Here is a 15,265-nt window from a genome sequence, read left to right as displayed (position 1 = left end):
TCGGAACAAATAAAACACGGCGTCAGCAAACTACCTATTTTAAATCAATGAAACGCTTGCAGTAGATGAATGACGAATTACAAATTACGCATAGCGATATTAGCGAGATAAAAATTACCAAGGAGATGTGCTTTGAAACGATTTACAAAGTTCTATTTTGCTCTAACATTTTTGCTACTACCGTCCTCGATCATACCGTCGATGTTTCTCGGCTCGGCGATCGCAGAGGATTCCTCTCCACACGAAGCAAACTCAACCATCAGAAATCAGCCAGATGCAGCGCCAGACGTGGTGCGATACTTAAATGATCCAGCCAAGGAACCCAATCTGCCGCCGAAGTTGCTCAAAAAACTGCTTCAGGAGCGGATTAAATACGTCTTCGTAATCTTTAACGAGAACCACTCCTTCGACAACGAGTATGGAACGTTGCCCGGTGTTAACGGACTCTACTCAGATGGACAAAAGCCTCGTGACCCAAAGAAAACGCCGGGCTTCACCCAAACCTACACAGATGCTAACGGCGTGAACGTCACAGTTCAGCCATTCCGGATTGGGTCTGAGCAGAACGCCAGCGCCGTTGATAGCGTTGACCACTCGCACATCGGACTTGCAACCAAGATCCACGTTGTGGACGGCAAGCCACAAATGGATCAGTTCGTCTACGACGAATACACACGCTTCGCGTCGAAGGGTGGAGCCGCCAACATTGCTGAGGGCAAGCAGTTTGCGCGTCTAGTAATGTCGCACATCGACTGCGACACCATTCCATTCTTCTGGAAGTGGGCTAGTCGTTTCACAGTCTTCGACAACATCTTTGCAACTGAAGACACGCCCTCAACCCCGAATGCAGTGGCGATGATCGCGGGACAGGCGGGTGAAACGCAGTGGGTCAAGCACGGTTCAAGCGGCAAATCTTACACCGTGGGCAGCCACACTGGCACGACGCAGGGTGTACCCCTGGTCAACGACCCACAGCCATTCTATGGCTCCCAGTTCGACACAACAACGAACAACAAGCAACCTGCTGGCACGAAAGAGAGCTACGCCGATAACAACATCTCCTCGAACCTGACCTTCGCCAGCCTGCCGCTCACCTTCCAAGGACGCAATATTCGGTCGGTCTTGGCTGGCAACAGGAATCCTTCATTCGATCTAGCCGACATCCAGCAGGATATTCCCTATATCCAGAAACTCCAGACTGAGCCTGTCAGTTGGCGCTGGTATCAAGAAGGCTACAATCTTGAGCCGACCGATACCAACGGGATCGCTTCCCACAATGCCTACGTCACCCATCACAACGGCGCACAGTATTTCGGCTATATTTCCAACACGCCGGAGGTGAGCAAAAATCTCCGTGGGCTTGGTGACTTATTTAGCGACATAGCCAACAATGCGCTGCCCAAAGGCGGCGTGTTTTACATTCGTGGCGGCTACACGAACCAGCAGGGTCTGAAGCCACCGATCACGAACCCCAAGACGCCTGCGGATGAGATCGCCGCGATTAATGCGGCGAAGTCGGGCGATGACGATCATCCGGGCTACAGCGATCGCCAACTCAGTGAGGGGATGGCGGCCAGGGCGATCAATGCGATCGTGTCAAATCCGAAGGTCTGGCAGCAGAGTGCTATCATCATTACCTACGACGAGTCCGATGGCTTCTACGACCATGTGCCACCGAGGATCTTGTCCTATGGGCCTGACGGGTTGCCACTCTCCCGTGGTGTCCGTGTACCACTGATCCTAATTTCACCCTACGCCCGGACGCACGCTGTCTCCCACGTCGAGGGCGATCACAACTCGGTGATCGAGACGATCAACACGATCTTTGATTTGCCTGCGCTTGCCAGCCTGCCCGATGAGGCACAGGCACTCGCTGCCGGCAACTCCCCGGAGTTCAACAAGTTCGGTCCGCCAGGATTTGAGCAGAAGTACCTCGGACCACGAGACATCAATTCGCCGATCACCGACAGCCTGCTGTCGGGCTTCGATCCGAAGCGTCTGCTAGGCATCTCGCCGCCACTGCCAGCCTCCTTTGCGAAGATTCCAGATAGCGTTGTGAACACACTACCGCACTACGGTGGTGAAGGCTGCCGAGCGATCGGGATCACGCCGGAGGACAAGCGCCAGGGGATAGTCAACAAAATCCCCAAGGGCTTCAACCCACTACCAAGTACTTATCCAGCAGCTAACCCTTAAAGTGCTGTGTGCTGAGTAAAAAAGTGAGATTTCCCACTCAGCACCCTTCAATATCCCTGACTTTTCATGGTATCTGGAAAACCTCTCTCTAAATCTCTCTCCTAAAAGGAGAGAGACTTTGAATTTTCCCCCTTAGAGTGCCGGGAAGGGAGTTAGGTTTTTCGTGGGCTTTTCCACATGAACTGAATTGTCAGTTCAATATCCTGGTTTTTCGACATTCCTTAAGGAGAATTCATGCGCTTTGTGTTAGTCTTCGTGACTCTGCTTGGTGTCTGCTGCTCGATTTCCCCCGCTCAGGCAGGTTCGGTGATTAAACGTGTGAAGGAACACAATGTGGTTCGCTGTGGCAGCGTCGAGCGGACAGGTCTGGCAACTGAAGCCGAATCAGGTGGCTGGAGTGGTCTCAACGTCGATATCTGCCGTGCGATCGCTGCCGCCGTCCTCGGATCTTCTGACCGCATCGAATATCATCAGTACGAGACGCCGAAGGACTTCGACGCTGTGCGTAACCAGCAGGATGATGTATACTTCCTTACAGGCTCGGAGATTGAGGAGCAGAAGCTGGCTGGTAAACTGCTGCCTGGTCCGACTGTCTTCGTAGAATCCAATGCGGTGATGGTGGCATCCACCTCGGCTGCACACCATGTCAGCGACTTGGCCGGAGAAAGCATCTGCTTCATGATTGGCAGTTCAGTCGAGCGGAGCCTCACAGCTTACTTCGGTGCGCTCCACAAGAACTGGTTCCGTCGGGCATTCTCTGAGGATGGGGAGATGATTGATACATACAACGTGCAAAATTGCCACGAGATCGCTGGTGAAATCACGACCCTTGCAAATATCCGCCTCGACTCTGGGGTGAACCGATTATCGAGCCGCATCCTCCCGGAGTCGCTGACGACTTTTCCGGTAATCGCTGCCACCGGAACCGAGGACGCTCAGTGGTCTGCGATCGTCGCGTGGACAGTGCATACATTGATCAACGCCGAAAGACCGGAAACACCCTGGTATGCAGGCGGTGCTGGGGCGATGCCGATTTCTGCACCAGAACTCGGTCTTGATAAGGAGTGGCAACAACGAGTTCTCACATCTGTAGGTAACTATGGCAACATCTTTGATCGCCATCTGGGGAAAGGCTCACTACTCAAGCTTGATCGCGGATTAAATACGAACCATTTCCGAGGAGGACTTCTTCTAAGCCCATTCCTCGAATAATTTCAACCAAGAATAAATGTTTTTAATTTTGAATTTTGAATCGTTAATATAACTTGGCTTTTAAAGTAGTTAGAAGTGAGGATTTGTCAGAATTCGTTAATAAAACACCCGTTCTCCAAATACAATCTCAAGTAGCAAGCACCTATCAAGTCAAGCACTTGTATTGAATCGACGCGCGGGTAATTTACTATGTCCCAAAAAAACGAAATACCTATTCTTGTCTTATCCATCCTAATCACGGTCGGGCTAGTAGCTGGCGGTTTTTGGTGGTTCAGCAAAAAGTCTGGTCTTGAGCTAAATACAATTAATTCTGGTAACATCAAAACGCCCCAAACTGCATCAGAACAAGCTAGTGGCAAGATTTTCACCTCAGTACAGGATGTTCCTACAGGATTATTTAATTACGGAGGCAGTACATCTTGGGCACCGATTCGACTAGTAGTTGATCCAGCAATTCAAGCGGCGCGACCAGAGTTTCGGCTGCGTTATGTAGAACCTAGCAATGCATCTCCTGGTTCTGGTACTGGTATCCAGTTGCTGATAGACGGTCAATTAGCTTTTGCCCAGTCGTCCCGACCAGTTCTAGATCAGGAATTAAGCCGTGCCCAGCAGCGTGGGTTCACTTTAAAACAAATTCCTGTAGCAATTGATGGTTTGGCGATCGCAGTTAACCCGACTATCAACATACCTGGACTAACGATAGACCAGTTAAAGTCAATTTACATAGGCAAAGTTAATAATTGGAGCCAGGTGGGCGGCCCCAATATTCCGATTAAGCCTTATTCCCGCCGTATTGCTGATGGCGGTACGGTTGAGCTTTTTGTCCAAGACATCTTGGGTGGTCAAGCTTTCAGCTCCAATGTGGAATTTATCTCCACAACCACCCAAGCCTTGCAAAAATTAGCTGGTAGTCCTGGTGGTATCTATTACGCTTCTGCCCCAGAGGTGATTCCTCAATGCTCAATCAAAGCCTTGCCGTTGGGGCGGACGCAAGGGACATATATTGCTCCTTACCAAGAACCTTCTGTCCTCCCGTCGGAATGTCCTGGTAAACGGAACAAATTGAACATTGAGGCTTTCCAATCAGGAAAATACCCGATTACCCGCAATCTGTTTGTGGTGGTCAAACAGAATGGTCAGACTGAGCAGCAAGCAGGTGTCGCTTACGCCAACTTACTGCTAACTCAGCAGGGACAGGAACTGATTACCCAAGCTGGGTTTGTCAAAATTCGCTGACACTGCGATCCACTCAAGGCAGAGTGGCGAAAATCGCCGCTCTGAACTGTGCTTTAACCAGCTCTATTAATTGACTCTGCTGGCAAGCATATTAGATTATCCCCTTGAGTGAGGATTAAGCCGCGTTGACGCAGCTTGCCCATCAAGCGGGTGACGGTGACACGAGTGGAACCAATCGCGCTACCAATTTGGGCATGGGTGAGGGGAAAAGGCAGACAATAACCGCGAATCACATCTGGATCAGTGTCGCTCATTGCTGGCTCTCCATATTCCTCAATCAACAATGTGAGAAATCCTAAGAGTCGGTCAATTGTGCGGCGTTGTCCCAAGGCACTCAGCCACAGTAGCTTACGCTGGTGCTGATACCTAAAGGCATCCATAACTTCACGACGGAAGTGAGGCCAATTATCTAGGTCGTGCCAATACATCCACAGCACCGCAGTTTGGTCAACATGGGCGTAAGCCTGGAGTGTAAATGGTGATTGAGCAACAATTTCAAATGGCTGTCCCGCTCCCACAAAACCCAAGAACGCTTCTTCTGGGGTTCTGTTGATTCGTCGAGACGTTAACTGACTAGCAGTCGCACTAACTTGTGCGGTTCCTACCATGCGGATCGCACCCCTTTGCACTAAATATAGCAATCCAGGTCGAGCTGGAATGCGCTCATCTTTGCTAAAGGTGCGGCAGCGGTAGTGTTCTTGAGCCCAGTCAAGAATTCGTTGCCAAGTCAAAAAAGGCCGTGATGCCTCAGAAAAGGAGGATTGAGATTGCATAGGTAACAAAGAGCGATCGGCTGAAAACAAAGACGTGTAAATAAAAAGGTGCAAGGAGTGTCTTTGTGTTGGCGAGGCAGGCTTAACGCCCAACAGCGCCAGCCATACAAAGAATAGAAAGCAAATTACTCTCTACTCTTTTGTTATACTTCCTACTGTACAATGATGGTAGTAAAGTTTACTTACTATTCATCGATTATTCATCAAATTTTATCCTCTTCTCATTTTTCTTCATCTAAATTTAACTTATACCGCAAGATAGATGATAAAAATTTAGAAAATATATTTTACATGGTTATTTAAATAAAATTACGTGCATCATAAATTACTAGATAGCAAATATACATCAATCAAACAGCTACTATATAGTTATTTAATAAATATCTTAAGTATTGATACTTATGAAATAAAAAACACAATCATAAAAAATGAAGAAAAGAATCTATATAAAGGTAGAGATAATAGTAGAGTTTTGTATATTTCAGGTGTGGCTCTGCGACTGTCAAAATCTCAGAATCGAAAAGCTATGGAGCTTGCCAGTGCGATCGCCTCAGATGTATCAGGGATCTGTAGGGGCATTTTTAGTATCCAAGTAGTTCCCCCTGGTTGGATACATTTTGAATTGACTCACTCCACGTTAGCGACTTGGTTACAAAGTCTGGTAGTGGGGAGTTTAGGGGGAGACAAGGGAGACAAGGGGAATAACCCATGCCCCATGCCCCATGCCCAATGCCCCATGCCCAATGCCCCATACTTCTCTACGAGAGGCTACGCCAATGACAACGCTACTTCGACGCCGCTCAGTACAAGTCAGTACAAGTGCTCAATGCCCAATACTTCTCTACGACAGGCTACGCCAACGACAACGCTCAGTACAAGTGCCCAATGCCCAATGCCCAATTCGTTATTTGCTGTTCAATATGCCCATGCACGCTGCTGTTCGCTAGTGTTGCTGGCTCACCGAGAGGGATTGATTCAACTTAGAAAACCTGTTCCAAATGCTAGTCCAGCTTTTTGGAGTGTTATCGCCCCCAACCCCATATCTTGGCTCAACTGTGATGGAACACTGCGGTTAAATCACCCAGATGAGCGTCAGCTAATTGCCGAGTTAGTACAAGTGGTAGATAACATAAAATGCCCTGATATTAGCGGTTCTGTGAAATGGGAAAAAATAGCGCTGAATTTGAGCCAAGCTTTTGAAAAGTTCTGGTCTAATTGCCGGATCTGGGGTGAAGTGAAAATTACGTCACCAGAGGTAGCCCAAGCCAGACTTGGATTGCTGATGGCTACTCAGTCAGTATTAAGATATGTGCTAGAGGAACATTTGGGGGTTTTTGCGCCCTTGGAGCTATAAATAGGTAATGTGGCTTAGTACAACATTTCCGAAATTGTTAGTTTTTTTAAACGCAGAGGGGAGGCAGCGCGTTGCGTATTTTCCCACGCCACTCCCTCCAACGGAGGGAACCTCCGCAAGGGGGTGGTTCCCCGTTGTAGCGACTGCCGTCACGCTGAGGGAAGCGCAGAGGGGCGCTGAGAATTCACTATGAATTTATGAAGTTCTGTAGTTAGGCAGAAAATAAAAACTTTTATCACAGCTATTGACTCAATGCATCACCTCGGCTACATTAGCAAGTGTGTGAGGAGCGAACCAGCAGGGACACCGAGACGAAACACGGCCAGTCGTCGGTGTCCTTTCTGATTTATATGGGTTAGGTTTCAAAAAGTGCCCTGACTACAGCAAAAACTTTTCAATTGCTACTGCTGCTCCGTCTTCCTCTACACTAGGAGCTACCCACTGCGCGATCGCTTGCACTCCTGCTGGTGCGTTACCCATAGCTACACCAAGTCCAACATATTCCAGCATTTCTATATCATTGAAGTTATCGCCAATCGCCATAACGTTGGCTAACTGTAATCCCAGCAATTCTTCGGCTAGGTAACGCACAGCAGTTCCCTTATTCACAGAGGCGTTAGTTGCTTCAAAAAAGGTAGCAACAGATGTTGTCAGATAAAGTTCGGCAGGTGTGTATTGACGGCGCAAATTCCCCAATAGCTGGTTGATCACATCAGTGTCATCAGACAAAGCAAGAATTTTTGTCGGTTCATTGGTTAAGGTTTGGCGCAAATCACCCACGGGAATCGGGATAACACCAGAACGTTCTGCATAAATTTGGGTTTCTCTAGTTAACTCACGGACGTATAGCTGATCATTGATGTAAAAGTGGACAGATAGAAGCGATCGCAATTCAGGTTGTTCAAAATAGTCGATTAGCTGGTGGGCAATTTCCCTGGAAACAACCCAATGGCGATGAATTTTTTGGGTAATTGGGTCTTGAATCCAGCCTCCTTGATAAGCCATTAATGGTAGAGTAGAGCCGATATCTTGGTGAAAGCGCAAGGCGGAACGATACATTCTACCTGTAGCGATCGCCACTTGAATTCCTCGTGCTTGGGCGGCAATAATCGCTTGCTTTACACCTGTACTGACGGTGTTAGACTCTCCAGCGATTGTGCCATCTATATCCAAAACTAGTAGTTTAATGTCTTTTGCAGCAGCCTGATGATCAGTAGATGCCAAATGTGTGGCAGATGCTTTCTGCATGATTTCCTAGATTTTAAGTTTCAATAAGAGGTTAACAGGCTCTAGCAAGCAGTGGGGAGTAGTAGAAAAAATTCGGTTCTCTAGTCACTTACGTACTTATAGATACCTATTAAAAGTTGGTTGTCCTGGGCTTACGTACTAAAACTGTAAATACGTAGACATCACTTTGTCTAAAATTATATGCAAGAGCAATTAGGGGCTGGCAAATAAAAAATACTCAACTAGGATTGGGTAATTTATTTGTTGGAAGTCCCTTAGTACGCAAAAACGGCGCTATTGTTGCCAAAGCCAAGCTGAACGAGCATCTGAAATTGCTAAAATAGCGCTATGTCTGAAACTTTCACTCCTGCAACCGCAACACGCCCCACGTTCATCCTCGTCGATGGACACTCCCTTGCTTATCGTTCATACTTTGCTTTCGCTAAAGGGCGAGATGGAGGACTGCGTACCCAAACGGGGATTCCTACCAGTATATGTTTTGGTTTTGTGAAGTGCCTGCTAGAGGTAATGGCAACACAACAGCCCCAAGCAATGGCGATCGCTTTTGATTTGGGTGAGGCAACTTTTCGCCACGAAGCTGACGAGACTTATAAAGCCGATCGCCCGGAAACCCCAGAAGACTTCATTCCCGACTTAGCAAACCTGCATGAGTTGCTCAATGGCTTCAATCTACCATTTTTTACTGCCCCTGGTTTTGAGGCAGATGATGTTTTGGGAACCTTAGCACAGCGAGTAACTGCTGCTGGGTATAGGGTGAAGATTCTTACGGGCGATCGCGATTTATTTCAACTGATCGACTCTGACAAAGAAATCACTGTTCTGAATTTTAGTCCAGATGCCCTCAAGCGCTCTACAAATAGCATCACGGAATTTGAAGCAGCACAAGTCAAAGAAAAAATGGGCGTTTTACCTTCACAAATTGTTGATTTCAAAGCTCTTTGTGGCGATAAATCAGATAATATTCCTGGAGTCAAGGGAATTGGTGAAAAGACAGCAGTTCAGCTGCTAAATACCTATGGTTCTCTTGATCATATTTATGATGCCTTAGATGAAATTAAAGGCGCAACTCAGAAAAAACTCGCAAGTGGTAAAGAAGATGCCGATAAGTCTCGCTATTTGGCAACCATAGTTTTAGATGTTCCGATAGAATTTGATTTAGAAGGTTGCAAATTAAAAGGGTTTGATACAAGCGTCTTATCACCAATTTTAGAAAAGTTAGAATTCAAGTCTTTTTTAGGCAAAATCAACAACCTTCAACAACGTTTTGGTGGCAAGATTGAAGAAAAACAAGAAGCCAAAATAGATGCAATTAATCTCAACTCTAGTAACTCAGAATTTAGTGCTGATGAAGATAATGATTTGTGGTTTTTCAGTGCTAGTGATACAGCAGCAGTTCCACAACAATCTACTTCTCCACTTACACCACGCATTATCAATACCGAAGCCAAACTAACTGAGTTAGTGAAACTTTTGCAAAAATTCACTAATCCAGAGACTCCCATTGCTTGGGATACTGAAACCACCGATTTAGAACCAAGAGATGCTGATTTAGTAGGAATTGGTTGCTGTTGGGGAACGCAACCAGATGAGGTAGCCTATATTCCTGTGGGACACAAAACTGGGGAAAATTTGCATAAAGATTTGGCGCTAGAAGCATTACGCCCAATTCTTGAAAGTGCCGATTATCCCAAAGCTCTACAAAATGCCAAATTTGACCGCTTAGTTCTAAGGTGTCAAGGAATTAATTTGGTAGGAGTAGTGTTTGATACCATGCTAGCAAGTTACATTCTAAATCCAGATTCTAGCCATAATTTGATGGATTTGGGGCAGCGATATTTGGGATTGATAGCTAAAAGTTATTTAGATTTAGTTCCTAAAGGCAAAACCATCGCGGATATAGACATTCCCGCCGTAGCAGATTACTGCGGTATGGATGGTTATTCTACCTTTGGCTTAGTGCCAAAATTGCGTGAGGAACTGGAGAAATTTCCAGCTTTATCTAGGCTATTAGTGGAAGTGGAACAGCCACTAGAAGCCGTTTTAGCCCAAATGGAATATACAGGCGTTCGGATTAATTCAGCTTATTTGCAAGAACTTTCGCAGCATTTAGAAACTGAGTTAGCCAGGTTAAAAGAGAAAGCAACTGAAATAGCTGGGGAAAATTTTAACTTGGGTTCTCCGAAGCAAATGAGCCAAATTTTGTTTGAAAAGTTGGGGTTAAGTACTAGACATTCTCGTAAAATTCAAACGGGCTATTCTACAGATGCAGCAACACTAGAAAGACTTCAAGAAGATGATAACACTGGATTTGTTGAGGCGATCATTGAGTATCGGACCCTATCTAAATTAAAGTCTACTTATGTTGATGCATTACCTGCATTAGTGCGTCCAGATACCCAACGCGTGCATACTGATTTTAATCAAGCAGCAACATCAACTGGTAGGTTATCTTCTTCTAATCCAAATTTACAAAATATTCCCATTCGTACAGCTTTTAGTCGCCAAATTCGGAAGGCGTTTTTGCCAGAAGCTGGTTGGTTAATGGTGGCTGCTGATTATTCACAAATTGAATTGCGGATTTTGGCTCATTTGAGTCAAGAGCCGATATTAGTGCAAGCATATCAGCAAAATGAAGATGTTCACACTGTTACCGCGCGGTTAGTGTTTGAAAAAGAAAATATTACATCAGAAGAACGAGGTATGGCAAAAACTATCAATTTTGGCGTGATTTATGGAATGGGTTCTCTAAGGTTTTCCCGCTCAACTGGGATAGATAAGACCATTGCCAACGAGTTCATTAAGCGGTTTAATGAAAGATATCCGAAAGTTTTTGCATATTTGGAGCGAGTGAAAAAAGAAGCGATCGCTCTTGGTTATGTAGAAACTATTCTCGGTCGCCGTCGTTATTTTGACTTTACTAATAACAGTTTACGTAAATTAAAAGGCAGTAACCCAGAAGATATTAATCTGAGTAAATTGAAGAATTTGGGTGCTTATGATGCAGGTTTACTACGCTCTGCTGCTAATGCACCAATTCAAGGTTCCAACGCTGATATTATCAAAATTGCAATGGTGAGACTGCATGAAGTTTTGAAGAACTATCAGGCGCGTTTATTGTTACAAGTTCACGATGAATTAGTGTTTGAAATCCCCCCTCAGGAGTGGGAAGAATTACAACCGCAAATTAAGTCGGTGATGGAAAACGCAGTCCAGTTGAGTGTGCCGTTACTGGTGGATGCGCGTGTTGGTGATAATTGGATGGAGACGAAGTAAGTTGAACTATGACGCGAGCATCTCACTTTCGTAGAAAGCGTAAACCTCACCCCAGCCCTCTCCTTACTAAGGAGAGGGAGCAGGAATCTTCTTTCCCCTATGGTGTAGTATATTTGCTTTCACTGAGATGCTCCCACTTGTGACAAGGCTTTTAGCTAGAAAAGTGTCAATTAGTTTAGATAAAATTATCAAGAGTCAATACTTTTGACTCTTGATGATGGATTAAGCAATAGTTAAGAGTTAAGAGTTAAGCGCCACGCTTCAGCGCCACTTCTACCTGCTGTAACTCCTTATCTAAACGATTTTTGAGTTTTTCGGGTACAGGACGATTTGGGTAAGAACTGTAGTGTCCAGCTAGAGAGTTGAGGGCTGTTCGCATGGTTGTAAAGGAGCCAAGACCAGAAACAGAGTTAACTCGCTGATAGCGAGCTGAAAAGTCAGTAATTTTTTGACGCGTTTCTGCTTGAACTGCTGCTTTTTCTGGTGAATCTTGTGAGAGTTCCAGAGCTTGTCTCATAATATTGACCACAGCTAAGGTGTCTTGGCGATAATCCCCAGTCAAACTATCTGGACTGCCAGAACAGCCCATTAAGCCGATAGCTACAACCAAAACCAGCGCAAGCAAACGCGACCAATAGCGCTTCATATGCATTAAGTAAAAGAATACGTAAATTAATGTCCATCCTATCTTGAATTGGTATCTTGGGGATCAATTTAGTTAGGAGTGGGGGAGTAGGCTTGCCGTGAACGTAGCCGAATGGGAGTAGGGACGACTCCATAACCTGCAATTATGTCTGTAGTCCAGTGGACTCCTAAATATAAGCGGCTGATACCAAAAGTAGTATCAAATGCAAAAGCTTCTCGCTCCAATACCTCTTCAGCCAGTTTTGCTAAACCAAAAAGGATGAGCAGACAACTAGCAAGTCCGACAATACCAATTGTGGCAATTAAGGGAGCTAAACGAAGATGTATATAACGCAACCAGAAATTAGAAACTTGTCGGAGCATGCTTTAATGTTACTCATCGTTAGAAGGCGTAACCACGATTAGTCTTCTCTGCTTTAGAGGTTGTTAGAAAAGTATTTTTGGTAACATCAAAGCCTCAGAAACCTAGCCCCCCTTCACACCCCTTCACAAGGCAAGGGAATTTCAAATTATGTCTCTGGCTTACCTCACCCTCAATCCCTCTCCGATATATTGGAGAGGGAAGCTAGAGACTTGCATTTTATTTAATCCACGTTCCTAAAGAGGAATTTTTCATCAAAATTTTTACCTACCTTAAAAGGGCTACTCTTAACTCCTAATTTTTTGATAAAGAGTATCCCGTTGTTGATAAGGTCTTCCTAAAGATGCGATCGCAAATTGCAAAGTTTCCACTTCCATACATGTACCACCCAAAGCACCTGCCATTGTGGTAATATGTTCCTCCATTAATGTGCCGCCCATATCGTTGCAACCCCAAACTAAGGCTTCGGTTGCACCAGCAAGCCCCAGTTTTACCCAACTCTGCTGATGGTTAGGAATCCAATTACCTAAGTAAATTCGCGCCACAGCCCCTAGCAGTAGGGCATCACTCAAAATTGGTTGATCGCGCCCGACACGGCGACGTAAGGATTTGGGCGCTTCTTGTCCAACGAAAGGTAATAAAATAAACTCTGTGATGTTTGCTGGATATCCCTGATTGATGGCGGTTTTTTGGAGCGATCGCAATTTTTCTAAATGTCCAATTTGCTGCTCGTGGGTTTCAATATGCCCAGATAACATGGTGCTGGTGGTATGCAAGCCTAATTTGTGAGCTGTACTAACAATTTCTAGCCAAGTGGTTGTGTCAATTTTCTCTGGACATAGTATTCGCCTAACTTCATCGTCTAACACTTCAGCTGCTGTTCCCGGCATTGAGCCAACACCAGCATCGCGCAAAGCAGTAATCACATCAGCATATTCAAGTCCATCAAGTCTGGCGATAAATTCCACTTCCTGGGGAGAGAAAGCATGGAGATGTATCTGAGGAAATTCCTGTTTAATAGTTTCTACTACCTTGAGATAGTAGGGCAAAGATTTACCATTTATCTGCGCTTGTGGATTTAATCCCCCCTGCATACAGATTTCCGTCGCACCCCGTCGCACCGCATCTGTCGCTTTTTCCAAAATTTGCGCCGAATCTAACCAGTATGCACCGACATCACCATCATCTCGACGGAATGCACAAAAACTACAGTGTTGCTCACAAATATTAGTAAAGTTGATATTACGATTAATTATGTATGTAACCGTATCGCCTGCTTGAGTGTGGCGGAGTGTGTCGGATGTAGCACGTATTAAGGCGATCGCCTCCGGTTCAGTTTGTTGTAATAATACCACTCCCTCTTCCAGAGATAAGTCGTATCCCATCAATGCACGTTCAAGAATTTTTTCAACAGCAATTTCTGTCAGCATTACTTTATTCATTTCCCAATAAATCTTAATTGTACGAGGTTATAAATAATTAAATTTTACTCAATAAATACACCTATTTCTGGAGAATTCTCAGAGCAAACAGAAGTTTTACCTTTCAAATTAATCTCAAGAGATTTCTTTTGTTTAGTTTTTTTAGTTTCCCTTGAAATAATCTCACAAGGCTCAAAATCTTTAAAGGAATCCTCATTTACTAAACTCGCTGAAATATTATTCACACAATATGAACTATACATAAGTTAAACTATAAATACTGTTAAAATTAAGAAAATTTAGCTAGAGTTTTCTGGGACTGATTCTCGCTTGCTCAAGATTTTATAACTTTCAGTAGCAGTTTTTAAGCAGTATAAAATTATTGACAATAATTATTAATTCCTCTAAGATTTAAAAGTAATTGAAAATCTTTTGCAATTCTTTTTTGGTGCTAACCGTAACTAAATATCATGCCCAACAACTTCGCTCTAGGTAACGAAAAACCTTGGAGCCGCCGTCAATTATTGAAGCTGGGACTAGCAGGTGCTGGAGTAACTGGTGCGGCTGCACTTTGGCAGATGTTAAATTTACAAAGTCAGTCAATCGTCAAAGTGCCACCACTCGATATGGACGCACCAGACGACGTTACTAACCCGATGAAGATGTTAAGGAATTTTGATTATGGGACGGTGAAGCAAGAGAATGGGCGGACTATCCGGGAATTTCAGTTAACTGCTGGTACTTCCATTATAAAACTCAATACTGCTGTCTCTTACAACATTTGGGATTTAAATGGTCGCATACCAGGGCCAACGCTACGGGCAAAAGAAGGCGATCGCATCCGCATATTATTTTTCAACAAGGCGGGGCATTCTCACTCTTTGCATTTTCATGGGGTTCATCCGGCAGAAATGGATGGTGTTCGCCCAGTCAGGAATGGTAGTGCGACAATTTATGAATTTGATGCTGAACCCTATGGTGTACACCTGTACCACTGCCATATTCAACCAGTCACCCGTCATATCGCCAAGGGGTTGTACGGGATGTTTATCATAGATCCACCTACTCCCCGTCCCCCGGCTGATGAGATTGTACTAGTGATGGGTGGCTATGACGTGAATGATGATAGTCATAATGATTATTACGCCTTCAACGGTCTGCCCCACTATTACATGGATCATCCAATTCAGATTTACAAAGATCAGTTGATTCGGCTGTATATCCTCAACATCATTGAATACGATCCGGCAGTGACGTTTCATCTCCACGCCAACTTCTTTGATGTCTATCGTTATGGCATGAGTATGAAGAAGAGCGAGAAAACAGATGTGATTACGATGGGTGTAGCAGAAAGGCACATCTTGGAATTTGCTTTTCGCTACCCAGGTAAGTATATGTTCCATCCCCATCAGGATGCGATCGCAGAAAACGGTTGCATGGGTCAATTTGAAGTCCTTGCTGAGAGCAACTCTCAAAACCCTGTGAAAAATTCCTAACTAGATAATTAATAATTCGCAAAAAGTTTTCAAACAACTATTTGATAAAT

11 protein-coding genes and 1 pseudogene are annotated in these 15,265 nt (G+C 44.9%); 6 read left to right on the top strand and 6 right to left on the bottom strand.

The features are described 5' to 3' along the window. Positions 1–132 precede the first annotated feature (132 nt). The 3 genes from ACYTXL_RS07220 (at position 133) to ACYTXL_RS07210 (ending at position 4,644) form a co-directional block, all read left to right on the top strand. Entirely contained in the window at positions 133–2,196 is a 2,064-nt protein-coding gene (locus ACYTXL_RS07220; RefSeq protein ID WP_461924110.1) for a phospholipase C, read from the top strand. Between the two features lie 234 nt (positions 2,197–2,430). Next, positions 2,431–3,408 (top strand): type 2 periplasmic-binding domain-containing protein, encoded by a 978-nt coding sequence (locus ACYTXL_RS07215; RefSeq protein WP_461924109.1) that lies wholly within the window; start codon positions 2,431–2,433, stop codon positions 3,406–3,408. Between the two features lie 189 nt (positions 3,409–3,597). After that, complete coding sequence (locus ACYTXL_RS07210) at positions 3,598–4,644, top strand: PstS family phosphate ABC transporter substrate-binding protein (RefSeq protein ID WP_461924108.1); 1,047 nt, start codon at positions 3,598–3,600, stop codon at positions 4,642–4,644. A 53-nt stretch (positions 4,645–4,697) separates the two neighbouring features. On the opposite strand, the gene ACYTXL_RS07205 is transcribed toward ACYTXL_RS07210, so the two are convergent. Continuing rightward, positions 4,698–5,417: a Crp/Fnr family transcriptional regulator gene (locus tag ACYTXL_RS07205; RefSeq protein ID WP_292795523.1), complete on the bottom strand. Its 720-nt coding sequence runs from the start codon at positions 5,415–5,417 to the stop codon at positions 4,698–4,700. 526 nt (positions 5,418–5,943) lie between these two features. On the opposite strand from ACYTXL_RS07205, the gene ACYTXL_RS07200 reads away from it, so the two are divergent. Continuing rightward, positions 5,944–6,771 carry a DALR anticodon-binding domain-containing protein gene (locus tag ACYTXL_RS07200; RefSeq protein WP_461924107.1) on the top strand — a complete coding sequence of 276 codons (828 nt, stop codon included), beginning with the start codon at positions 5,944–5,946 and terminating at the stop codon, positions 6,769–6,771. A gap of 378 nt (positions 6,772–7,149) precedes the next feature. On the opposite strand, the gene ACYTXL_RS07195 is transcribed toward ACYTXL_RS07200, so the two are convergent. After that, positions 7,150–8,019, bottom strand: coding sequence for a Cof-type HAD-IIB family hydrolase (locus tag ACYTXL_RS07195; RefSeq protein ID WP_461924106.1), 870 nt, complete (start codon positions 8,017–8,019; stop codon positions 7,150–7,152). A gap of 327 nt (positions 8,020–8,346) precedes the next feature. On the opposite strand from ACYTXL_RS07195, the gene polA reads away from it, so the two are divergent. Next, positions 8,347–11,292 (top strand): DNA polymerase I, encoded by a 2,946-nt coding sequence (polA, locus tag ACYTXL_RS07190; protein ID WP_461924105.1) that lies wholly within the window; start codon positions 8,347–8,349, stop codon positions 11,290–11,292. Positions 11,293–11,539: 247 nt separating this feature from the next. Here the strand turns inward: polA and psb27 are convergent, their stop codons facing one another. The 4 genes and pseudogenes from psb27 to ACYTXL_RS07170 all read right to left on the bottom strand — a co-directional run bounded on the left by psb27 (position 11,540) and on the right by ACYTXL_RS07170 (position 13,964). Continuing rightward, positions 11,540–11,944 carry a photosystem II protein Psb27 gene (gene psb27, locus ACYTXL_RS07185; protein WP_461924104.1) on the bottom strand — a complete coding sequence of 135 codons (405 nt, stop codon included), beginning with the start codon at positions 11,942–11,944 and terminating at the stop codon, positions 11,540–11,542. Positions 11,945–12,126: 182 nt separating this feature from the next. Beyond that, positions 12,127–12,300: pseudogene (locus tag ACYTXL_RS07180) on the bottom strand (phosphatase PAP2 family protein); the annotation flags it as partial. Between the two features lie 285 nt (positions 12,301–12,585). Continuing rightward, entirely contained in the window at positions 12,586–13,728 is a 1,143-nt protein-coding gene (cofH, locus tag ACYTXL_RS07175) for a 7,8-didemethyl-8-hydroxy-5-deazariboflavin synthase subunit CofH (RefSeq protein ID WP_461924123.1), read from the bottom strand. Between the two features lie 56 nt (positions 13,729–13,784). Then, entirely contained in the window at positions 13,785–13,964 is a 180-nt protein-coding gene (locus ACYTXL_RS07170) for a hypothetical protein (protein WP_461924103.1), read from the bottom strand. A gap of 225 nt (positions 13,965–14,189) precedes the next feature. Between ACYTXL_RS07170 and ACYTXL_RS07165 the strand changes: the two genes are divergently transcribed. Continuing rightward, positions 14,190–15,215 carry a multicopper oxidase domain-containing protein gene (locus ACYTXL_RS07165; RefSeq protein WP_461924102.1) on the top strand — a complete coding sequence of 342 codons (1,026 nt, stop codon included), beginning with the start codon at positions 14,190–14,192 and terminating at the stop codon, positions 15,213–15,215. The last annotated feature ends 50 nt before the right edge of the window (positions 15,216–15,265 follow it).

This window comes from Nostoc sp., assembly GCF_054880495.1.
The sequence above is the reverse complement of the archived record's forward strand: the minus strand, read 5'-3'. Positions and strand labels throughout refer to the sequence as shown.